Genomic DNA, 20,554 nt, shown 5'->3' with positions numbered 1-20,554 from the left:
GCCCTAACGGGAAACCTTTAGTCGTCGGTGGGCGACGGTTCTCCCAATGACTAGGTGGTCGCCGTGACGATGGAGGACCGCATCGAGGAACTCGAGGAACTCCGAGAGGAGGCGCTGCTCGGCGGCGGCGAGGACCGCATCGAGTCCCAGCACGAGAAGGGGAAGATGACGGCTCGCGAACGCATCGAGTACTTCCTCGACGACGGGACGTTCCACGAGTTCGACCAACTCCGGACGCACAACGCGCACAACTTCGGGATGGAGGAGAAGCAGATATTAGGCGACGGCGTCGTCACCGGGTACGGCGACGTCGATGGCCGGAAGGTGTTCGTGTTCGCGCACGACTTCACCGTGTTCGGCGGGAGCCTCGGCGAGGTGTTCGCGGAGAAGATCACGAAGGTGATGGACATGGCGATGGAGGTCGGCGCGCCCATCATCGGCCTGAACGACTCCGCGGGCGCTCGCATCCAGGAGGGCGTGAAGTCCCTGGCTGGGTTCACGGACATCTTCCACCGGAACCAGCAAGCGTCAGGGGTCGTCCCGCAGATATCGGCTATCATGGGGCCGTGCGCGGGCGGTGCGGTGTACTCGCCCTCGATCACGGACTTCATCTTCATGGTCGACGAGACCAGCCACATGTACATCACCGGGCCGGGCGTCATCAAGACCGTCACCGGTGAGGAGGTCACGCAGGAGGAACTCGGCGGCGCCGGCACGCACACGTCGAAGACGGGCGTGGCGCAGTTCCACTGTAACGACGAGGAGGAGGCGCTCGACCGCATCAAGCGCCTCTTGTCCTACCTCCCGCAGAACAACGTGGAGGACCCGCCGCGCGTCGAGCCGTGGGACGACCCGGACCGACGCCCGGAGGCGCTGAACGACATCGTCCCCGAGAGTCCCCAGAAGCCCTACGACGTCACGGACGTCATCGGGGAGACCGTCGACGAGGGGTCGTTCATGGAGGTCGCGAAGAACTTCGCGAAGAACATCGTCGTCGGGTTCGGGCGCCTCGACGGGCACTCGGTCGGTATCGTCGCGAACCAGCCGCGCGTGAACGCGGGGACGCTCACCGTGGACGCGTCGATGAAGGGGTCGCGGTTCGTGCGGTTCTGTGACTCGTTCAACATCCCGATCGTGACGTTCGTCGACGTCCCCGGGTACATGCCGGGGACCGAGCAGGAGCACCGCGGCATCATCCGCCACGGCGCGAAGCTCCTGTACGCGTTCAGCGAGGCGACGGTGCCGCTCTTGACGGTCATCACGCGGAAGGCGTACGGTGGCGCGTACTGCGTGATGGCGTCGAAGAACCTCGGCGCGGACGTGAACTACGCGTGGCCGACCGCCGAAATTGCGGTGATGGGGCCCCAGGGCGCGGTGAACATCCTGTATCGGGACGAGCTCGCCGAGGCGGAGAACCCCGACGAGCTCCGGGACGAGCTCATCGAGGAGTACCGCGACGAGTTCGCGAACCCCTACACGGCGACGGACAAGGGCTTCCTGGACGACGTCATCGAGCCCGTGGAGACGCGGTCGCGCCTCATCGACGACCTGGACATGCTGAAGACGAAGCGCGAGAGCCAGCCGGACAAGAAGCACGGGAACATCCCGCTGTAGATGACGGGCGACGAGTCAGCGACGGCGGACGAGTCCGCGGGCGCGTCGACGGACGTGGCGGCGCTCCTGTCGGCGCTGTCGATTCCGGCGGACGCGAACGACGCGGAGGCGGCGGCGATCGCTACGGCCGTGGGCGCGCACCTGACGGACCTGGAGCGAGCGGCGGCAGCGGCGGGCGACGACGAGGCGTCGTGGGCGGGTCGGAAGTGGTCGTACGCCGGCCGCCTCGAGAGCGTGCAGGGGCGGAGCGCGCGTGTCCCCGACGGCGCGCCGACGGACGCGTGGGCGGCGAGCGGACGCACCGACCGGTTCTGATACCGGGCTCGCTATCCCAGCCACGCCGCTTTCTCTCCTCGCTGGGACGACGGAAAGGTACTTCCGGGTCGCGCGACTAGCACGAGTATGAACCCGAAGCGGACGGCGGTCCTCTGGTTCGCGGGTGGCTTGCTCGCGCTCGTCGTCGTCCTCGCGCTCGTCGCCGGTGGCGTCGTCCCGGCGCCGGACCCGGGGCACGTCGTCGCCGTCGTCGGCGTCGCCGGCGCCGCGAGCGCACTGCTAGGCGAACGGAGGCACCTTTCGCGCCTCGAAGCCTCTCGCTGAACGCGGTGTAGAAAGCGGGGACCGGGAGAGATTCGATTCAGGAGTCGTCTGATTCGGTCGAGCCTAGCGAGAGGGCCGACCACGCGACCTCGCCCACGTCGACGACGTTCTCTGGGTCGAGTGCATCGTCTCCGAGGACTGTCGCTGCTGCCCCTGGGAGCGGCGCCTCCGAGTCCGGCGCGGGCTCGCTGAACCGCTCCTCGGAGACGTCGTCCTCTTCCGGGTCGAAGACGACGATACGCATGACCATGCCGAAACTGACGTGCGGGAGACAGAGGAGGTCGTACACGCCCTTGGTCGTGAAGCGGTACAGCCAGGTGTCGTCGGTCGCGATCGGTGGCGACGAGAACCCGTAGTCCGTCGGGACGCGGTCCGGGAAGGTGAGGACCGGCGGTTCGTTCCACTTCGGGTGGAACGACGTGATCGTGTGCAGCCCGGTGCCGTGGGTGGTGAACGCGACGACGTCGCCGAGGTTCACGTGGAGGCCAACGGGGTCGAAGAAGAACTCCGGGACGGCGTCCTCGCCGTTCTCCCCGTCCTCGCCCTGGTCGCCGTCCTCGCCGTTCTCCCCGTCCTCGTCGCCCTGGTCGCCGTCCTCGCCCTCGCCCTCGCCCTGGGTGGGTGGGAAGCCCTCGTGCGCACCGTCGCCTGGGTGGACGTGCATGCCGACCTCGTGGTCGACGATGCCGGACGGGACGGTGTCGAGTTCGGCGTCGTAGGACGCGCCGTACACCTCGTCGATGCGGTTCCCGCGGGACGAGCTGCCCGCGGCGCTGCCGCCGAGTGCGGCGACGCCCGCGCCCACGCCGAACAGCTTCATGAGCGTTCGTCGGTCGATGCCGTGGTTCTTGAGGACCGTCAGGAGCTCCTGGTCGCTGAGGTCCAGTTCGTCTACGTCGGTTGGTGCTGTCATGTGTCTGCGCGTCGCTGGCAGGTATTCGATCGCTCTCCTCGGGTCTCGGTGGAGTCCTCGGTGTGCCCCCTTCTCGGAACCAACTCCATGTGGTACGTTAACGTGAAACACTATTGCTCTGCGCCAGCTACCTCGGCTTACCGTCTGCTTACGAACACCACCACCAGCCACTCATCGGTACGTGGACGCCACCGGCTCCCTCCAGGCGTCCCGGTTCACCAGGCCCGCCGCGCACTCGCTCCGACGATCGGGTCCCTCAGATTCCCGGGAGTCCATTCGAACGACCCGGACTTCCCGCAGGATGTTCGACGAACGCGAGGACCGCTCACCGACCGCAACTACGACTTTGGCTGTCGCTCCAGTAGCTCTCGGATCCGTCGAAGCTCCGAGAGCATCGCGTCCGAGCGCAGTTCGCCGGTAGCCACGGCCCCGCCGCCAGGGGCTGCGACGACGTCACCCGTCGACGCAGCCTCGCCAGCTTCGATAGAGACGCCAGGGCGACGACGCACCTTGTCGAGGATCTGGTCCTTGACGTCGACGTAGTCCACGATACCGCTCACCGTCAGCTCCGCGCCCGTCTGCCCGCCGTAGCCGGCGGTGTGGATGCCGACCGACCCGGCGTCGACGACCCGCTGGATGGGTCCCTGCGCGGCGTCCACGTTCGTGATGCGGTTGAACGGTACCGTCGTCTTCTGTTGGAAGAACACGCCGCGGTGGTACTCGACCTCCTCGTCGGTCAACCGGTACTGTGCGGTCCGGTAGAACGCCGGAATCCACCACGTGAGGAACGCCAGTACGACGACGGGGACGCCGACGAACGTCGCGGTCACCGCCAGCGGGGCGTCGGCGAACGCACCCAGTGCAGTGATGCCGGCGCCGAACGCCGCGAAGAGGACGACCGCGATGGCCTCGTACAGGTAGAAGTACGCCTTCAGCTTCTCGGGTTTGAACCACTCGTTCTCGGGTCGCATACCTTCGATTCGCGCCGACGGAGCGTAATACCGTACGACGACTCTCACGGGTTGGAACCGACGCGACGACCGCTTCGCGGCGCGAATCGCAGCCGGCGAGTACGTGGACAGGACGTGGTCAGCCAACAGTTAATCCCGCGCGAAGCGTGCTACTTAGTAGGGAATCGGTCCTGGACGTGACCACTTCATGCGCCCACAAGAACGACCGGACAGCCGCGCGTCGAGCGACGCCACCGGGGGCGCGCTCGACGTGCTGTCGCCCGAGGCGGCGTTCAAGACGGTCGGGAACGAAACGCGACTCGCCATCCTCGACGTCCTCTGGGGGCCCGGGCCGGCCGAACCGATGCCGTTCGGCGAACTCAGGAAGGCGGTCGGGATGCGGGACGGCTCGCAGTTCAACTATCACCTCCGGAAACTCGTGGACGGCGGGTTCATCGGGAAGGACGACGACGGCCGGTACTACATCCACCAGGCCGGCGCGCGCGTCATCTGCACCATCACCACCGGGTACCTGACGACCCATCCCGAACTCGACCCGTTCGAGACGGACGGGCGCTGTTACGCGTGCGACGGGGCGCTCGCGGCGAACTACACGGGCGAGATGTTCTTCGTGCGGTGCGTGGACTGCGAGACGCTCCACACGTTCGGGCCGTTCCCGCCGAACGCGGTCCTCGACCGCACTCCCGCGGATGCGCTCATGGCGTTCGAGCACGTCAGGCGGACTGTCAAGTCGCTCGCGGATGCGGGCATCTGCTCGATCTGTAACGGCTCGATGGACCGCACCGTCGCGAGAACCTGGGCGGAGGTCCCGATCTGGTCGCCGGTCCTGGACGAGACGGCGGGTGGCGCGGTTCGCGCGTGGTCGGTCTGTTCGCATTGCGGCGTGTGGGTGTTCGTCACGCCGGGCGAGAGCGTGCTCGAGCATCCGGCGGTCGTCGACCTCTATCGAGCGCACGGCGTCGACCTCCGGTCGGTCCCGCGGTGGGCGCTCCCGTGGACGATCGACGAGTCCTGTCTCGACGTCGTGTCAGACGACCCGTTCGAGGTCAGGGTCACGATCGACCTCGACGGTGACGTCCGCGTGTTGACGCTCGACGAGGCCTTCGACGTCGTCGGAGTCGAATCCACAGCCCCGTCGTGCTGAGTGTAGCGCAGTCGGTCGGTTTCCGTGGGTCGAGGCGGTCGGCGAGAGTGCGTTTCGTCCGGGACGTGTCGGCGGGCGCAGGCAATGGAACTTCAGTCCGAACGCCGACTGAAATATAATTCAACTTATATATTTAGCCTGTGGGTTCCTCTCTCTACGTGGAGACACACCGATGTCAACTACCCCCCACGTAATCACCGACTCCCGGAGCGACGACCGCCGCACCGGACGCACCGACCCAGCCCACCACCGTCCCAGCGACGCGGACGACGACGGCCTGTTCCGCCGCACCGTCCTGCAAGCGACCGCCGTCGCGCTCGCCGGCCTCGGATTCGCCGGCACGGCCCTCGCGGACCCCACCGACAGCGACGGGAACACGCACACCGAGACGGTGAGCGTGCCCGTCGACGAACCCGACGGGTTCTTCGTCGACCCGCTCGCCATGCACGCACGATTCACCGACCGCGTCGCCGCCCAGTTCCGCATCGAATACAGCGTCAGCCCCGACGAGGACTTCGAGGAGAAACTCACCGGCCAGCCCGCCCGCTCCAGCGGCACCATCGTCTCGAACCTCCCGCGGGACGCCTCGAACGTCGTCTTCGCGAAGGTCAGGTGGAACCCGGACGGTACGACCGGCTGGCACACCCACCCCGGCCCCGTCATCGTCAGCATCACCGAGGGCGAGATCGAGGTCGTGAACGAACGCGACTGCATCCCCCGCCGGTACGCCGCCGGCCAGGCGTTCATCGACCCGGGCCAGGGGAGCGTCCACATCGCGTCGAACCCCAGCAGCACCGATGGCGCCGCCGCGTACGCGACGTTCCTCGGCGTCCCCGACGGTGCCCCGCCGACCATCTGGACGCAACCCGTCGACTGCTGACCAGCCGACGAACGACGCGGCGACCGATAGCCTGGCGGCCAAGAGCCCGGCGACCGATAGCCTGGCGGCCAAGAGCCCGGCGACCGATAGCCCAGCGCCCGAACGTCCGGTTCGAGGGGTGCTGTCACACCCCCGCGAGGTTTTTTGCTATCGTCCCCGTCCACTCGAGCGTGACGCTCGCGCTCGCCGACCTCGACGTCGACGCAGCCGCGCTCCGCGCGTTCCTCGACGCCGAACTTCCCGCCGACGCCGGCCGCGTCATCGACCTCGACGTGCTCGCGGACGGCCTGAACCTCGTCGTCGCGGTCTCGACGGCCAGCGAGCGCGACGCGTTCGTCGTTCGCTCCCCCCGGAAGTTCCGGGACGCGAGCTACGTGAACGACGTCGCCGCGGAACGGCGCGTCCTGGAACACCTCGCGTCGACCGACGTCCCGGCGCCGAGCGTCGTGGCGTCGAGCGACGACGAAGGCCTCCTCGGTGCGCCGCTGCTCGTGCAGGCGTACGTCGACGGCGACGTCGTCCCACTGGGTAGCGACCTCCCCGAGCGCTTCCGGCGACCCGCGGCACGAGAGCGCGTCGCGCACGACCTCGTCGACGTCCTCGCCGCCATCCACGACGTCGACGTCGCACCGCTCGCTGACGCGCTCGACGTCGTCTCGCCGTGCGAGCAGGTCGAGCGCTCGCGAGCGCGCCTCGACGCCGCCACCGACGCCACCGGTCTCGACGTGCCCGCGCTCGACGCCGTCGGCGACTGGCTCCACCGCCACGCCCCAGACGGTCCCGGGACCGCGAGCGACGGCGCGCTCGTCCACGGCGACTATCGACCCGGGAACGTCCTCCTCGCGCCCGGCGACGACCCCGCTATCGCGGCCGTCCTCGACTGGGAGACCGCGATGCTCGGCGATCCACTCACCGAACTCGGCTACCTCCTCCTGCGTTGGCGCGACCCCGGCGACCCCACGCCGGCGCTCGCCCCCATCGAAGCACGATATCCCGACTGCGAGAGCGAGTTCGAGCACCTGCGGCGCGCGAACGAACGCGGCTTCGCGCCGTTCACGTCCAAACCCGGGAGTCCGACCAGGCGCGAGCTGGTCGCGCGCTACGAGACCGCGACCGGGCGCGCGTTCGCCGACGCTCGGTTCTACGTCGCGCTCGCCGCGTTCAACCTCGCGACGGTCTGGACCGACCTCCACCACGAGGCGGTCGCCGCCGACGAGGCGAGCGACTGGCCGCCGCACATCGCCTACGTCGCGCGGTTCGCGGAACTCGTCGTCGACGGCGAACTCCCACTGTCGTGACCGCGCGAACCGTCGTCATCGCGCGTCCCTGGCGCGGATGCGGACGTCGCCGGGGTCGAGCGCGATCTTGACGGTCGGGTCGAACCCGCCGACCTGTGCGAACTCCAGGCGGTTCGCGAGCGTCGCGAGCGCGAGGCGGAGTTCCAGGCGCGCGAACCGCATCCCGATGCAGTGCCGTGGGCCGCCGCCGAACGGGAGGAACGCGTACTCCGGGCGGTCGTCGCGCCCGAACGCGGCCGCGTCGGCGTCCAGCCCTCGTTCGTCCGCCGCGTCGGCGACGTCGTCGGCGGTCAGGAAGCGTTCGGGGCGGAACTCGGTGGGGGCGTCCCACCAGCGGTCGTCGCGGTGGACCTGGTAGATCGAGAGCTGGAGGGCGTCGCCGGGGTCGACGCGGTACCCGCCGACGGTCGTCGGCGTCGTCGGCTCGCGGTACACCGCGACCACGGGCGGGTAGAGGCGCAGCGCTTCCTCGACGACCGCCTCCGTGTAGGGGAGCCGAGGGACGTCCGCGAACGAGGGGTCGTCGCCGTCGAGCACCGCGTCGAGCTCCCCGTCGAGGCGCTCGCGGACTTCGGGGTGGCCGGCGACGAGCCAGACGGCGTACGTGAGCGCGGTCGCGGTGGTCTCGTGGCCCGCGAACAGGAACGTGACGAGCTGGTCGCGGAGTTCGTCCTCGCGGACGCCCGCGTCCGCACCGCCGGCGGCGTCGGCGTCCGCGTCGTCGATCCCGCGGAGCATCGTCCCGAGGAGGTCCTCGCCGTAGCCGTCGTCGCCATCGCCGTCGCCGCCGGCGCCCTCGTCGGTATCGTCGGCAGCGCCCTCGACGCGCGCCCGTCGGTCGGCGACGACGTCGTCGACGAGTGCGTCGAGCGCGTCCATCGACTCGCGGTAGCGGCGGTCGACGGGGAGCGGTATCCAGTCCGGGACGGCCATCGCCGCCGGGGACGCGTAGTCGCTGATGGCGTCGGCGGCCGTCGCGACGACGTCGCCGCGGTCGCCGTCGAGGTCCACGTCGAGGAGGGTGCGCGCGAGGACGTCGAGCGCGAACCGCGAGTTCGCGTCGCGGAGCGCTATCTCGCCGTCGGTCGCCGCCCAGTCGTCGGCCATCGCGTTCGCGCGGTCGACGATGTCGTCGGCGAACCCCTGGACTTTCGCGGGCGTGAACGACCCCTGGAGCGCCATGCGCTGGCGGCGCCACTGCTCGCCTTCCGTGAACGCGAGGCCGTCGGCGGCGATTATCTCCCCGAAGTCCGTCTCGAAGTCGCCCTTCCGGAACGCGTCCGAGCGCGAGACGAGGACGTCCTCGATGGCGTCGGGGTCCGCGACCGCGACGAAGTGCTCGCCGAACGCGTCGTAGGACACGACGTCACCGCGTTCGAGGATCCGGCCGCCGAAGTCGAGCGCATCCCGGGCGAACCCGAGCGTGCACCCCACGAAGGGGAGGCCGTCGACGTGGGGCGGCCGCGGCGCGCCAGCGACTGCGTCGCCGGCGCGTTCACCGTCGCCGGCCGCGGTCGTGGTCGATGCGTCCCCGCGGTCGTCCGCGGTCGCGTTCGCAGTGTCGCTCATACGTGACCGAACGCACGCGCTGGAGGAGTCGATTCGCCCGATTCACTGAACCCTTTTATCCGTGGCGGGGGTTCGTCGACGCATGCAGTCGGCGGACCTGACGCTCACGCTCCCCGAGTCGATGCAGCTCCCGGTCCCAGAGTGGGTGGACGACGACGTCGTCGACCGCGAGGAAGTGCTGTCCTGGCAGGTGCGGCCGGGCGAGGACGCCGTCTACTTCCTGTCGCTCGTCACCGGCGACCTCGAAGCCGTCCGCGAGCTAGGGGAGACGGCCGAGGTGGCGCGGACGGCGGACGTGACGCCCGTCGAGGGCGCGGACGCGTTCTACGTGTACGCCGAGGTACCGCTCCGGGAGGCCGACACCGCGTTCATGTCGACGTTCGACGCGCCCGGGCTCGTCGTCGTCCCACCCATCGCGTACACGGCGACGGACACCGTGCACGTGACAGTACTCGGCGAGGACGACGCGCTCTCGGGAATCCTCGACGGGCTCCCCGACGCCGTTGACGCGACCGTCGAGCGCGTGAGCGAGCACGGCCGGCTCGGCGGCGCGCTCGCCGGCCGGCTGACGCGCCGACAGTTCCAGGCGGTCGCGGTCGCGCGCGACGTCGGCTACTACGACGTCCCCCGCGACGGCGACCTCGCCACCGTCGCCGACGAACTCGACATCAGCCAGAGCGCCGCATCCACGCTCCTCCGGAACGCCGAACGCGCGCTCGTCGACGCCGCACTCGGCGGATAGTCGCCCCGTGGACAGCGCACTCGGTCGAGTCCACTTCCGTCATCGTGCGACGTCGCCCGGACCACCGAGGGTTTACATCAGACGTAAACCTCCGCAGCTGTCGTTCGTCGTTCGACGTCACCGGGCCGCGCTCGCTGGCTAGGTCATTCAAGTACGTGGCACTGGAACGTGTCGGGGATGAAGTACCTCGACGTCCGCCTGCGACTGCCCCGCGAGACGATGCATCCGATGCTCGAGTTCATCGCGGACGAGGACGTCGTCGAGTACGAGGAACTGCTGACGTGGAACGTCCTCGAGGACCGCGGCGTCGAGTACGAGCTGTTCTACGTCGTCGCGGACCGCGAGCCGTACCGCGAGCAGGTCGCGAGCGTCGACTCGATCCGCTGGTTCGAGCTGACGCCCATCGACGACGACTCCCAGTACCTCTACGTCTGCCAGGAGACCCGGCCCGAGGAGCGCGACTGGCGCGGGGCGTTCGCGTCCCTGGACCTCCTCGTCGTGCCACCAATCCGCTACCAGAACGACGGGAGCTTCGACATCACGCTGCTCGGCGACGGCGAGAACCTCCGCGCGGTCGTCGACGGCCTCCCCGACGACGTCGAGACCACCGTCCTCGAGGTCGGCGACTACGACCGCCGGCATCCGCGCGTCACGAGCGACGTCACCGACCGCCAGCTCGAAGCCGCCGCGGCCGCCGTCGATGCCGGATACTACGAACGCCCCCGCGACGGGTCGCTCGCGGACGTCGCGCGCGAACTCGACGTCGCCGAGAGCACCGCGTCGAACCTCCTCCAGGAGGCCGAGAGCCGTATCATGCACGCGCTCCTGGGCGAGTGACGTACGCGCTGTTCGGGGGGTGACGCCCGCGCTCCCGGGCGAGCGACGGACCGTCGACCGGTTCCGGCGACGGCCACGCCCGTCAACTCGCCTTCGGGACTTGGTTGACACGACCGACAGCGTAAGAGTAAGGTGGCCGGTCCGTGTCGATTCCCGCAAGAAATGTTCAGGAAGGTTCTCGTCGCGAATCGAGGAGAGATCGCCGTTCGCGTCATGCGAGCGTGCGAGGAGTTGAATATCTCGACGGTCGCCGTCTACTCGGAGGCGGACAAGAACGGCGGGCACGTCCGGTACGCCGACGAAGCGTACAAGGTCGGGCCTGCGCGTGCGGCGGACTCCTATCTCGACCACGAGGCCGTCATCGAGGCGGCGCGGAAGGCGGACGCGGACGCCATCCACCCCGGGTACGGGTTCCTCGCGGAGAACGCCGAGTTCGCGCGGAAGGTCGAGGCCGAGGACGACATCACGTGGGTCGGCCCGCGCGGCGACTCCATGGAGGAACTCGGCGAGAAGACGAAGGCGCGGAAGACGATGGACGCCGCGGACGTCCCCATCGTCCCCGGGACGACCGACCCCGTCACCGAACCCGAGGAGGTCCAGGAGTTCGGTGACGAGTACGGCTACCCGGTCGCCATCAAGGCCGAAGGCGGTGGTGGCGGTCGCGGGATGAAGATCGTGCATAGCGCCGACGAGGCCGCGGACCAGCTCGAGTCCGCGAAGCGCGAGGGGGAGGCGTACTTCGACAACGACTCCGTCTACCTCGAACGCTACCTCGAGAACCCGCGGCACGTCGAGGTCCAGATCGTCGCGGACGAGCACGGGAACGTCCGGCATCTCGGCGAGCGCGACTGCTCGCTCCAGCGCCGCCACCAGAAGGTCATCGAGGAGGGCCCGAGTCCCGCGCTCTCGGACGACCTCCGCGAGCAGATCGGGGAGGCCGCGCGTCGCGGCGTCAAGGCCAGCGACTACGTGAACGCAGGGACCGTGGAGTTCCTCGTCGAGGAGGACGTCGAGCGCGAAGCCGGTGAACTCCTCGGGCCGGAGACGAACTTCTACTTCCTCGAGGTGAACACGCGCATCCAGGTCGAGCACACCGTCACCGAGGAACTCACGGGCATCGACATCGTCAAATGGCAGCTCAAGGTCGCCGACGGCCAAGAGCTCGGGTTCTCGCAGGACGACGTCGAACTCGACGGGCACGCGATGGAGTTCCGCATCAACGCGGAGAACGCCGCCAAGGAGTTCCAGCCCGCCACCGGCGGGAAGCTCGTGACGTACGACCCGCCGGGCGGCATCGGCGTCCGCATGGACGACGCGCTCCGCCAGGGCGACAAGCTCGTCACGGACTACGACTCGATGATCGCGAAGCTCGTCGTCTGGGGCGCCGACCGCGAGGAGTGCATCGAGCGGTCGCTGCGCGCGCTCCGCGAGTACGACCTCGAAGGCGTCGTCACCATCATCCCCTTCCACCGGCTGATGCTCACCGACGAAGAATTCGTCGCAGGGACGCACACGACGAAGTACCTCGACGAGCACATCGACAAGGACCGCATCGCCGAAGCCCAAGAGCAGTGGGGGACCGAGACGATGCAGGCCGACGACGACGACGTCGTCGAACGCGAGTTCACGGTCGAAGTGAACGGGAAGCGCTTCGAGGTCGAACTCGAGGAACGCGGCGGGATGGCGATCCCGACCGGCGGCGGCGGCGACGACCGCCCCGACGCAGCCGGGCCGAGCGGCGGCGACAGCGGCGGCGGGGGCGCCGTCGCCGGCGCCGTCACCGCCGAGATGCAAGGCACCATCCTCGACGTCGAAGTCGACGTCGGCGACGAGGTCGCCGCCGGCGACGTCCTCCTCGTCCTCGAAGCCATGAAGATGGAGAACGACGTCGTCGCCGACGCCAGCGGCACCGTCAGCGAGATCGCCGTCGAAGAAGGCGAGAGCGTCGACATGGGCGACACGCTGGTCGTACTGGAGTAGTCGGTTCGGGCGACACGCTGGTCGTGCTGGAGTAGTCGATTCGGGCGACAGGCCTTTCTGGAGTAGACGGTTCGAGTTCGAGGAGTCCGTTCGTGACCGGGTGGGGTTGGCGGGCGGACGGCCCGTCGTCCGCGGTCTCGCTGGTCGGCACGTTCGACTCGGCGACGCCTATAGTGATGGTTATATGATATTATTACCCGACTGGGTGGCTATCAAACCCCGACTGCTAATAGTGGCAGATCGATTACTCTATAGGTTGGTGGCGGGAGTGTCCGGTCCTGCGCCGCGGCGATCACTCGTTGACGGTCGCTCCCTCGTCGTCGACGCCCGCGGACTCCGCAGGCACCCAGTTGTTTCGGTGCAGCGTCTCGTGGAGCGACCGCGGCTGGACGTCGAGGGCCGCGAGCGGCGCCGGGTCCAGTCGGAACCCGCCGTGGTCGTCGTACCACGCGTACAACTCCGCAGCGAGCTCCCCGAAGCGTTCGCGCTCGCGGTCGTCCGTCACGTGCTCCGCCGCGACGTCGTGCCCGCGAACCTCCGCGAACCCCTCCGCGATCTCCGCGAGCGTCAAGACGTCCCCCGCGAGGTCCAGGTGCACGCCCCCGTAGACGTCCGGATGCGCGAACGCCGTCGCCGCAACCATCCCGACGTCGTCCACGTCCACGACCGCGAGGAGCGTGTCCTCCTCGACCGGCCACGCCAACTCGCCGTCCTCGACGGCGTCACGCTGGCGCTCGAAGTTCTGCACGAACAACCCCGGCCGGACCACGGTGTAATCCAGGTCCGAATCCTCGAGGTACGTCTCGATGCGTTGCTTCCCCGAAAGCGCCTCCACGTCGCTCGCCTCCAACCGATTCGTGCCCATCGCCGACCCGTACACGAGGTGGTCGAGGTCCGCCTCGATCGCGGCGTCCACGAACCCTCGGCCGCGAGCAGCTTCCGTGTCCGCACCTCCATCCGTCGGCGACGTCACCAGGAACGCGCCATCCACTCTATCGAGGTGCTCGCGGTACGAACTCGGGTCGTCCAGGTCACCCTTCACGACGCGCACGCCGCGGTCCTTCAGGCTCGCGATACTCCGCCGCGCACTGTACGGATGCCGCGTCATCGCCGTCACCGCGAAGTCCCCGTGCACGCCCGAGAGCAGATGGTCGACGACGGCATCGCCCTGCTGCCCGGTCGCACCGACGACGAGTACCTTCTGTGTCATCCCACGTACGTATGCAGTGTGTTCGCATAACTAAGCGGCCGCTACCCGCGAGTAACGCCACGTTGCACTCGTAGGGGACTGGCGCACCGTCGCTCGGTACGGTCACGCGACCACGTGCAGCGACGACTGGCGGAGCCAGTTGGCAGCGCCCCTAAGTCCCACAGGACCCAACCTGCAGGCGTGACAGCCAGGAACCGAGACGAGGACGCCGCCGTGACCATCGTCGTCGTCGACGACGACGAACGGCACGAGGTCTCGGCCCAACCAGGGCAGACGGTGCGCGAAGCACTCCTCGACGCCGGACTCTCACCGTACACGCGACTCACCGAACGCGCCAACTGCGGCGGCCGCGGCCTCTGCGCCACCTGTGGTGTACGGCTACGAGAGGACATCGACGCTGAACACTGGCACGACGAACTCGCATCGCGATTCGGCTACCCACGACTCTCCTGTCAACTCCACGTCCAAGACGGTCTCGTCGTCGAACTCGACACCGAGAAACGCATCTGGGGACGCCGCAAATAGGTCGACGCGAGCTCGTGCTCAGGAGTCTTCGCCGTGAAACCCAGCAATGACCTCCAGATCCGTCACCGTCTGCATAAACTCGGATAGCGACCGCTCCTCACCACACCCCCCACACTCCCACGAAGACCCAGGCTCCGGCAACCCGTGCGACCGCTCCTCCCACGACGACTCACACACCAGACAGTACAAACTCACGAACGCCTCTCGCATAGTAGAGCGTCGCCACGCGAACCACTTCAGGATGCAGTCGCGTTCTTACGCGACGAAACCCCACAACTGTACCGACTCACCGTCGCAATGACGTGGGTGCACGAGAAGTAACCCGCCAAAGCTCCGACCCTGATCCTTGCCGTGAGAGGGCTAGACCAGCCTAGCACGCCTCTCAGGCGTTCTGAGCGGATTCCGGTTCCCGAACCGGGCGTTTTCGTCCGTGTGAGTACGAAATTGAGTTCGAGGTATAAATACGACCGGGTGAATTGCCGGACAGGCAAGTACGATTCGTTGGATAAGTATACATCCCAACAGATAGTGATGGCGACGCCCCGCCAGCTCGAAGCCCCGACAGACGTTGCTGTCTTTGTAGTCGTTGAGACTGGTTCATGGCTTAAGTATCCCCACCGACCACCACCACTACCCTGTCGTCGGGCTCAGGAACCCAATCTCGCTGAGATCCATTATTCACCCACTTCCGATGATGAGATCGCTCTTAACGCGCTCCAAGAAGTGTTTGAGCCGTTCGTCGATAGCATCGAGCCACCATTCGACGAATCGGGCATCTATGAAGCGGGGATTATCAAGTACGTCAACAACTAGTTCGTCGCTGCGGAGGTCAGCCTCATCAACGACATCCGGAACGTCTGCAAGGCATTCGACGTCGACGTCGCCGGTGAGCGCGTCGCCGTCCTCAGCCTCGCATTCAAATCCGGCACCGACGACATCCGGAACGCGCGTTTGACTCCCGTCATCGAAGGGCTGCGAGAGCGTGGGGCGGACGTGGTCGCGTATGACCCCGTAGCCTCGGGGGACATGCGAGAGCGATTCCCCGACATTGAATACGCCAAGAGCGCCGCGGCGAGTCTGGAAGACGCTAACGCCGGGCTCGTCGTCATTGAATGGGACGATATCGCGGGCCTCGACGCGGAGTTCGACACCATGGCGACGCCCATCGTCGTCGATGACCGGCACTCTATCGACCGACACGACGGCATCGTCTACGAAGGGCTCACCCGGTGAACTCGCGGTGCTGTCTTGCTACTTGCAGTGGGGTTTCGGTACTGTCTCGAGCGCCGTCGACCTTACAACGCGTCGAGAGACTGTCGGACGTACGGGTGGAGGTCGTCGAACGGCGGCCGGAACACGTCGAGTTCGCTGTGTTGGTCGTCTCCGACCACGTCCGGGTCCTCGACGTCGAATTCACAGCGATACGCGGTTGCCACGTAATGCTTCGAGTCGACGCCCTCTATCTCCGAAGTCTCGTAGAGATGATCGTACGTTCCGAGCGTCTCGACGATTTCGACCGACTCGCCGAGCTCCTCATTCGCGACGCGATGCACGGCTTCGGTACGCGGTTCGTTCTTCCGTACGGTTCCACCGGGGACGAACCACTCGCCCTTAACGGGTTCGTTCTCTCGCTTTCCGAGTACGACACCACCGTCGTGTTCGACGACGAGATCGACCGACACGAGTGGCGCGTTCTCAACGATCGTCCGCCACTCGTCTTCGGGAATCGGTTTCTCTGACATCGGCTAGTCGAGATAGTAGTCGACGGTGCGTTCCAGGCCCTCCTCGAAGGAGTACTCGGGTTCCCAGCCGAGTGCTTCGATTTTCTCTGTTTCGAGCGCGTACCGTTGGTCGTGGCCGGCGCGGTCCTCGACGAATTCGATGAGGTTCTCGCTCGCGCCGACCGCGTCGAGGATTGCTCGCGTGACTTCGAGGTTCGTTTTCTCTGCGTGACTCCCGATGTTGTACACCTCGCCGATTTCGCCCTCGCGGAGGACGATGTCGAGTGCGCGGCAGTTGTCCTCGACGTGGATCCACTCGCGGACGTTCGACCCGTCACCGTAGACGGGAAGGGTCTCACCGGCGGCAGCATTCTGGATGAATTTCGGGATGAGCTTCTCTGGGTGTTGACGGGGACCGAAATTGTTGCACGTCCGCGTAATGAGGACGGGAAGGTCGTGAGTCGTGTGGAAGCTCCGTGCGAGGAGGTCCGCACTTGCCTTCGTCGCCGAATAGGGGTTCCGCGGGTTGAGTGAATCGTCCTCTGAGAACTTCCCGTCGAGGATCTGACCGTATACCTCATCGGTCGAGATTTGGAGGAAGCGCTCGATGTCGTTTTGCTTGGCGGCATCGAGGAGAGTCTGAGTGCCCTGGACGTTCGTCGTGACGAACGGTTTTGCACCCTCGATTGACCGGTCCACATGTGATTCCGCCGCGAAGTTGACAATAGCATCTACGTCGGCAGCGAGGTCAGTGACGAGTTCGCGGTCGCGGATATTGCCTTCTACGAACTCGTGGCGTGGGTCGTCAAGAACGCCTTCGAGGTTATCCTTTGAGCCCGCATACGTCAACGCGTCCAGCGTGATGACTTCGTCATCCTCGTGTGCGTTGAGCACGTAATGGACGAAGTTTGACCCGATGAATCCAGCACCGCCAGTGACGAGAATTCGCATGTTATGACCGTGTTCACAGTACCTATTTACATTACTGTCGGTACACTACGATACCGATGTCCTGTTTGTTGGTGGTGCGAATAGTCATTTCGACAGTTAACATCGCACGCGCTGGTCAGCAACGAGGGTGAGATATCAGTGCGACCTATAACTAGGCGTGAATGCAGTTTGATATTCCGATCACGCAGCTCGATTTTCGAGAATACGACTCGTTTGACAAGGTCCTACCAAACATGTTCCGGACCTGGTCGTCAGCTGTGCCGCGATAACGGATGTCGATGGTTGTACAAGGAATCCAGAACAGGCGTATTTACTCAACGGCGACGCACTAGTTGAGCTGGCCGCTCACTATGATGTGGACGCTGTTACATTCGTTCACTTTCGACGGACTCCGGTTTTTATGGGGTGGAACGCGAACTATACAGTGAGTTGGCGGAGAAACGAATTCAGTATGACTGTATGGCAAGTCGAAGTTAGTGAGGAAACAGGCGGTTAGCGAAAAACGACGGAAACGTTAGATCTGATAGCGGTTCCGGTTTTCGAGGAAGTGGTCGCGCGCGCCCTCAGGTATGTCTACGAAGCGAAGAACTTCCTGACAGCCGAGCCCGGGACACTTCATCACGCGGTTATCTTCGAGTTCGTTCGCTGCAACAACGGTGCCACAGGCTGGACAGGTGTGGGTGATGATGCGCATGTTTAAAGTTTGAGTTGAGAGTTCTCACCGACGATGAGTCGGCGGCCCTCCGGAAGGAGGCTGTCCGCGCTTTCGACGTTAGCGTTGCGTCCGAGTAAGCTATCGACGATACGGCCATTCGCGGTGATTTCAGAGTCGCCGATGACAACGCTATTCTCGATGTGGACATCTTCCAGCGTAGAGTTTGCGCCAATCGACGTGTAAGGGCCGACGTACGTCCCACTCTTGATGGTCGTGTTCTCTGCGATGGCAACAGGGCCCCGAACGACAGCACCGTCCTCGATAATTGCAGAGTCAGCGAGTTCGATGCGGCCGTCAGTCTCTGCGCCGTCTTCTACGACGCCGGCTGTATTCAGTTCCTTGTCTTCGAGGACGAGCCGATTCGCCTCCAGGATGTCTTCCGGTTTCCCGGTGTCTTTCCACCAGCCTGTGACAACGTGAGAGTCGATTTTGTAGCCGTCTTCGAGAAGATTCTGGATGGCTTCCGTTATTTCGAGTTCGCCACGCCACGACGGTTCGAGATCGTCGATGGCGTCGAAGACCACAGATGAGAAGACGTACATCCCGATAAGTGCAAGATTCGTCGGCGGCTCGTCGGGTTTCTCAATGAGTTCTGTGACCTTGCCCTCCTCATCAACATCTGCGATGCCGAATGCCTGCGGATTGTCTACTTCCTGAAGGGCGATGCCTGCCGCGTATTCACCAGCTTCGAAACTTTTGACCAAGTCGGTGACACCTGATTTGAGGATGTTGTCTCCGAGGTACATCACGAAATCATCATCACCGATGAAGTCTTTTGCACAACCAGCAGCGTGTGCGAGTCCAAGTGGGTTGCCTTGGACAATGTACGTAATCTCGACACCATACTCAGAGCCGTCACCAAGGAGTTCCTGGATCCCATCTCGACCTTTATTGCCGAGGATAACACCAATCTCGGTGATATCTGCTTCTTTGAGATCTTCGATTGCGTACTCAAGAACGGACTTATTTGCAACAGGAACCAATTGTTTTGGCCCTGTGTGAGTAATCGGTCGAAGACGGCTCCCAGTACCTCCTGAGAGAATAAGACCTTTCATAGTTAATGTGGCTGGTCCTCCCAGTCCATAGGAATTTCGTCTGTATGGGGGGGAAGGCGCTCTTCGTCTGGATCATCATAGTCATAGAGGTTAGTGGGGAAATTGATTAGAATCGCCTGCTCATTTCCTACGACTTTGAATCCGTGCCAACACTCTCCCGGAATTCGAATCGCTGTTTGATTGTGTTCCCCAATAACGAATTTATTGACTTCACCTTGGGTGGGCGAGCTGTCCCGGTCGTCGTAGACGCCGACTTTGATTCGCCCGCTTGGACAAATGAAGTGATCCACTTGCCCACGTGTGTGTCTATGCCACGCTCGAACGACCCCTGGATAACTGAGTGAGTAATAGGACATCGCCGGCCCTGAATCATACAGATCCCAGTCATCACGGAAGATTTCAACTAGGTGTCCCCGCTCATCAGTATTGACCCCTAATTCACGGGTTTCGACTCCTTCAATCATGGTTCAATTAAAGGTACCCCAACTGTTCAAGCTGGTTTTTGACATCAGCTGTCATTTCTTCTTCACCGGTTTCGTCATAGATTGGTTCATGACTCTTCTCATACTCATCTTCGATTCCTTCTAACGTCATCTGTGCTTGTTCGGGAAGAGAGGTCGGTTGTGTGATCTCCCCTGTTGCGAGATCGCGTATAAGGTTGTAATCTTTAGCATCAATCCGACGGAGTCCCTGTTCCGGTAGTGGTTGGTCATGAACAGTTACATCCTGATGTGGGCCAAGCGTCTCAGAAACCACGCCATCTTTACGACCCCTTGTTTGTCCGATTCCTGCTGAACGAAGAATCATATTATGGATGTCAATCTGACTGACGTATTCAGAACTCGTTTTTGATTCTGATTCTCCCGGATGTGAAATGATAAGCGGAATTTGGACGAGTTCGTCATAGAGATAGGTTCCTACTCCCATATAGTCGTGTTCCCCGAGGCACTTTCCGTGGTCAGCAGTCAGAATCACGATTGTATCATCTGCTAAATCCCGCTTTTCGAGTAACGCTATGAGATCACCGATACGTTCATCGAGATAATTCAAACAGGCATCGTACCTATCATTGATGCATTCCGTTTCACTACTACTGTACTTCTCATTCAAAGAACGGAGATGCCACGCAATATCAGCTGAACAATCACCTTCTCTGAACTTCGAAAGATATTCTTCGGGAGGATTGTAGGGTTCATGAGCATCCATGTAGTTGAGAAACATGAAGAAAGGCCGATCATCGTTTTGCTCTAGCCAGGTGGCAACGCGGTCGTTAAGTACATCAGCGTCTGCGTAACTGTCCTGGTGCTGTCGATAGTAGATTGTATTAATTGTCCGCTTTATTGGATTCCCCTCAAACGCCCACTTTCCAGCCTCGATATATTTGCGGTATCCCTGATTATCTCCATCGTCAATTCGTTGGAACAGTTCTCGAGGTCGCTTTGTATCGAAGGGGAGCGATACTCGGATATCTTGGAAATCGTCGAACCCTGTATCGTAGTCAAAATCAGTGGCAATCCATGGGTTTGTAGATAAGCCAACAGTCCGATAACCGTTGTCTGAGAGCTGCCCGGCTAACGTATGTCCATCTGGAACTGAGAATCGTTTGTGACGTGCATGGGCGCCGTGCTCAGACGGATATCTGCCGGTGAAGAGTGTCCCATGCGTAGGTACGGTCCACGAACTATTTGCTATAGCATTTTCATATACTGTCGATCCTTCAGCGAAAGCGTCGATTTCTGGCGTTGTTGATCGGTGATATCCGTAGCAGGAGAGTCGGTCTGCTGAGACTGAGTCCATTACGGCTAGCAGAATGTTCGGTTTAGTCATCT

General features: G+C 64.1%; 24 protein-coding genes. 13 read left to right on the top strand and 11 right to left on the bottom strand.

The genetic code is table 11. The annotated features are described in order from the left end of the window. The first annotated feature begins 69 nt into the window (after nt 1–69). From ACZ48X_RS07120 to ACZ48X_RS07110, 3 genes are all read left to right on the top strand, one after another. Nucleotides 70–1,614 carry an acyl-CoA carboxylase subunit beta gene (locus ACZ48X_RS07120; RefSeq protein ID WP_336351103.1) on the top strand — a complete coding sequence of 515 codons (1,545 nt, stop codon included), beginning with the start codon at nt 70–72 and terminating at the stop codon, nt 1,612–1,614. Then, nucleotides 1,615–1,929 (top strand): acc operon protein, encoded by a 315-nt coding sequence (locus ACZ48X_RS07115; RefSeq protein ID WP_336349810.1) that lies wholly within the window; start codon nt 1,615–1,617, stop codon nt 1,927–1,929. It abuts the gene before it with no gap. A gap of 87 nt (nt 1,930–2,016) precedes the next feature. Next, entirely contained in the window at nt 2,017–2,214 is a 198-nt protein-coding gene (locus tag ACZ48X_RS07110) for a hypothetical protein (protein ID WP_336349811.1), read from the top strand. Nucleotides 2,215–2,251: 37 nt separating this feature from the next. Here ACZ48X_RS07110 and ACZ48X_RS07105 read toward each other — a convergent pair whose 3' ends face one another. Next, nucleotides 2,252–3,127 carry a hypothetical protein gene (locus tag ACZ48X_RS07105; RefSeq protein WP_336349812.1) on the bottom strand — a complete coding sequence of 292 codons (876 nt, stop codon included), beginning with the start codon at nt 3,125–3,127 and terminating at the stop codon, nt 2,252–2,254. Nucleotides 3,128–3,465: 338 nt separating this feature from the next. Further along, the gene (locus tag ACZ48X_RS07100) at nt 3,466–4,098 is read right to left on the bottom strand and encodes a PH domain-containing protein (RefSeq protein ID WP_336349813.1); all 633 of its coding nucleotides are present in this window, start codon (nt 4,096–4,098) and stop codon (nt 3,466–3,468) included. A 187-nt stretch (nt 4,099–4,285) separates the two neighbouring features. Between ACZ48X_RS07100 and ACZ48X_RS07095 the strand changes: the two genes are divergently transcribed. The 3 genes from ACZ48X_RS07095 (at nt 4,286) to ACZ48X_RS07085 (ending at nt 7,420) form a co-directional block, all read left to right on the top strand. Beyond that, nucleotides 4,286–5,242 (top strand): winged helix-turn-helix domain-containing protein, encoded by a 957-nt coding sequence (locus ACZ48X_RS07095; RefSeq protein WP_336349814.1) that lies wholly within the window; start codon nt 4,286–4,288, stop codon nt 5,240–5,242. A 172-nt stretch (nt 5,243–5,414) separates the two neighbouring features. Next, on the top strand, nt 5,415–6,122 hold the full coding sequence (locus ACZ48X_RS07090) for a cupin domain-containing protein (RefSeq protein ID WP_336349815.1): 708 nt from the start codon (nt 5,415–5,417) through the stop codon (nt 6,120–6,122). Nucleotides 6,123–6,292: 170 nt separating this feature from the next. Beyond that, the gene (locus ACZ48X_RS07085; protein WP_336349816.1) at nt 6,293–7,420 is read left to right on the top strand and encodes a phosphotransferase family protein; all 1,128 of its coding nucleotides are present in this window, start codon (nt 6,293–6,295) and stop codon (nt 7,418–7,420) included. Between the two features lie 15 nt (nt 7,421–7,435). On the opposite strand, the gene ACZ48X_RS07080 is transcribed toward ACZ48X_RS07085, so the two are convergent. Continuing rightward, entirely contained in the window at nt 7,436–8,989 is a 1,554-nt protein-coding gene (locus tag ACZ48X_RS07080; protein ID WP_336349817.1) for a cytochrome P450, read from the bottom strand. A gap of 82 nt (nt 8,990–9,071) precedes the next feature. On the opposite strand from ACZ48X_RS07080, the gene ACZ48X_RS07075 reads away from it, so the two are divergent. The 3 genes from ACZ48X_RS07075 (at nt 9,072) to ACZ48X_RS07065 (ending at nt 12,548) form a co-directional block, all read left to right on the top strand. After that, nucleotides 9,072–9,731 carry a helix-turn-helix domain-containing protein gene (locus tag ACZ48X_RS07075; RefSeq protein WP_336349818.1) on the top strand — a complete coding sequence of 220 codons (660 nt, stop codon included), beginning with the start codon at nt 9,072–9,074 and terminating at the stop codon, nt 9,729–9,731. A gap of 177 nt (nt 9,732–9,908) precedes the next feature. Continuing rightward, nucleotides 9,909–10,568, top strand: a complete 660-nt coding sequence (locus ACZ48X_RS07070) for a helix-turn-helix domain-containing protein (protein WP_336349819.1) — start codon at nt 9,909–9,911, stop codon at nt 10,566–10,568. Between the two features lie 162 nt (nt 10,569–10,730). Next, entirely contained in the window at nt 10,731–12,548 is a 1,818-nt protein-coding gene (locus ACZ48X_RS07065) for an acetyl-CoA carboxylase biotin carboxylase subunit (RefSeq protein WP_336349820.1), read from the top strand. A 292-nt stretch (nt 12,549–12,840) separates the two neighbouring features. Here the strand turns inward: ACZ48X_RS07065 and ACZ48X_RS07060 are convergent, their stop codons facing one another. Then, on the bottom strand, nt 12,841–13,758 hold the full coding sequence (locus ACZ48X_RS07060) for an NmrA family NAD(P)-binding protein (RefSeq protein ID WP_336349821.1): 918 nt from the start codon (nt 13,756–13,758) through the stop codon (nt 12,841–12,843). Nucleotides 13,759–13,938: 180 nt separating this feature from the next. On the opposite strand from ACZ48X_RS07060, the gene ACZ48X_RS07055 reads away from it, so the two are divergent. Further along, nucleotides 13,939–14,283: a 2Fe-2S iron-sulfur cluster-binding protein gene (locus ACZ48X_RS07055; RefSeq protein WP_336349822.1), complete on the top strand. Its 345-nt coding sequence runs from the start codon at nt 13,939–13,941 to the stop codon at nt 14,281–14,283. Between the two features lie 18 nt (nt 14,284–14,301). On the opposite strand, the gene ACZ48X_RS07050 is transcribed toward ACZ48X_RS07055, so the two are convergent. After that, nucleotides 14,302–14,493, bottom strand: a complete 192-nt coding sequence (locus ACZ48X_RS07050) for a DUF7836 family putative zinc-binding protein (RefSeq protein ID WP_464379841.1) — start codon at nt 14,491–14,493, stop codon at nt 14,302–14,304. Nucleotides 14,494–14,814: 321 nt separating this feature from the next. Between ACZ48X_RS07050 and ACZ48X_RS07045 the strand changes: the two genes are divergently transcribed. Both ACZ48X_RS07045 and ACZ48X_RS07040 read left to right on the top strand, forming a co-directional pair. Next, a complete protein-coding gene (locus tag ACZ48X_RS07045) occupies nt 14,815–15,096 on the top strand; it encodes a hypothetical protein (RefSeq protein ID WP_464379840.1) in 282 nt (93 codons plus the stop codon). A 138-nt stretch (nt 15,097–15,234) separates the two neighbouring features. Beyond that, nucleotides 15,235–15,516 (top strand): UDP binding domain-containing protein, encoded by a 282-nt coding sequence (locus ACZ48X_RS07040; RefSeq protein WP_336349824.1) that lies wholly within the window; start codon nt 15,235–15,237, stop codon nt 15,514–15,516. 62 nt (nt 15,517–15,578) lie between these two features. Here ACZ48X_RS07040 and ACZ48X_RS07035 read toward each other — a convergent pair whose 3' ends face one another. Together ACZ48X_RS07035 and rfbB are read right to left on the bottom strand one after the other, a co-directional pair. Further along, nucleotides 15,579–16,025: an NUDIX domain-containing protein gene (locus ACZ48X_RS07035; RefSeq protein WP_336349825.1), complete on the bottom strand. Its 447-nt coding sequence runs from the start codon at nt 16,023–16,025 to the stop codon at nt 15,579–15,581. Nucleotides 16,026–16,028: 3 nt separating this feature from the next. Further along, nucleotides 16,029–16,955 carry a dTDP-glucose 4,6-dehydratase gene (rfbB, locus tag ACZ48X_RS07030; RefSeq protein ID WP_336349826.1) on the bottom strand — a complete coding sequence of 309 codons (927 nt, stop codon included), beginning with the start codon at nt 16,953–16,955 and terminating at the stop codon, nt 16,029–16,031. Nucleotides 16,956–17,199: 244 nt separating this feature from the next. On the opposite strand from rfbB, the gene ACZ48X_RS07025 reads away from it, so the two are divergent. Continuing rightward, nucleotides 17,200–17,451, top strand: coding sequence for a hypothetical protein (locus ACZ48X_RS07025; protein ID WP_379762509.1), 252 nt, complete (start codon nt 17,200–17,202; stop codon nt 17,449–17,451). A gap of 18 nt (nt 17,452–17,469) precedes the next feature. On the opposite strand, the gene ACZ48X_RS07020 is transcribed toward ACZ48X_RS07025, so the two are convergent. From ACZ48X_RS07020 to ACZ48X_RS07005, 4 genes are read right to left on the bottom strand one after another with little or no spacing between them, the layout of a single operon-like run. Next, on the bottom strand, nt 17,470–17,649 hold the full coding sequence (locus ACZ48X_RS07020) for a hypothetical protein (protein WP_336349827.1): 180 nt from the start codon (nt 17,647–17,649) through the stop codon (nt 17,470–17,472). A gap of 2 nt (nt 17,650–17,651) precedes the next feature. Next, complete coding sequence (locus ACZ48X_RS07015) at nt 17,652–18,725, bottom strand: glucose-1-phosphate thymidylyltransferase (RefSeq protein WP_336349828.1); 1,074 nt, start codon at nt 18,723–18,725, stop codon at nt 17,652–17,654. 2 nt (nt 18,726–18,727) lie between these two features. Continuing rightward, complete coding sequence (locus ACZ48X_RS07010; protein ID WP_336349829.1) at nt 18,728–19,189, bottom strand: dTDP-4-dehydrorhamnose 3,5-epimerase family protein; 462 nt, start codon at nt 19,187–19,189, stop codon at nt 18,728–18,730. 7 nt (nt 19,190–19,196) lie between these two features. Further along, nucleotides 19,197–20,552: a sulfatase gene (locus ACZ48X_RS07005; protein WP_336349830.1), complete on the bottom strand. Its 1,356-nt coding sequence runs from the start codon at nt 20,550–20,552 to the stop codon at nt 19,197–19,199. Nucleotides 20,553–20,554: the final 2 nt, after the last annotated feature.

The sequence above is a fragment of the Halorubellus litoreus genome, assembly GCF_055378595.1.
The sequence above is the reverse complement of the archived record's forward strand: the minus strand, read 5'-3'. Positions and strand labels throughout refer to the sequence as shown.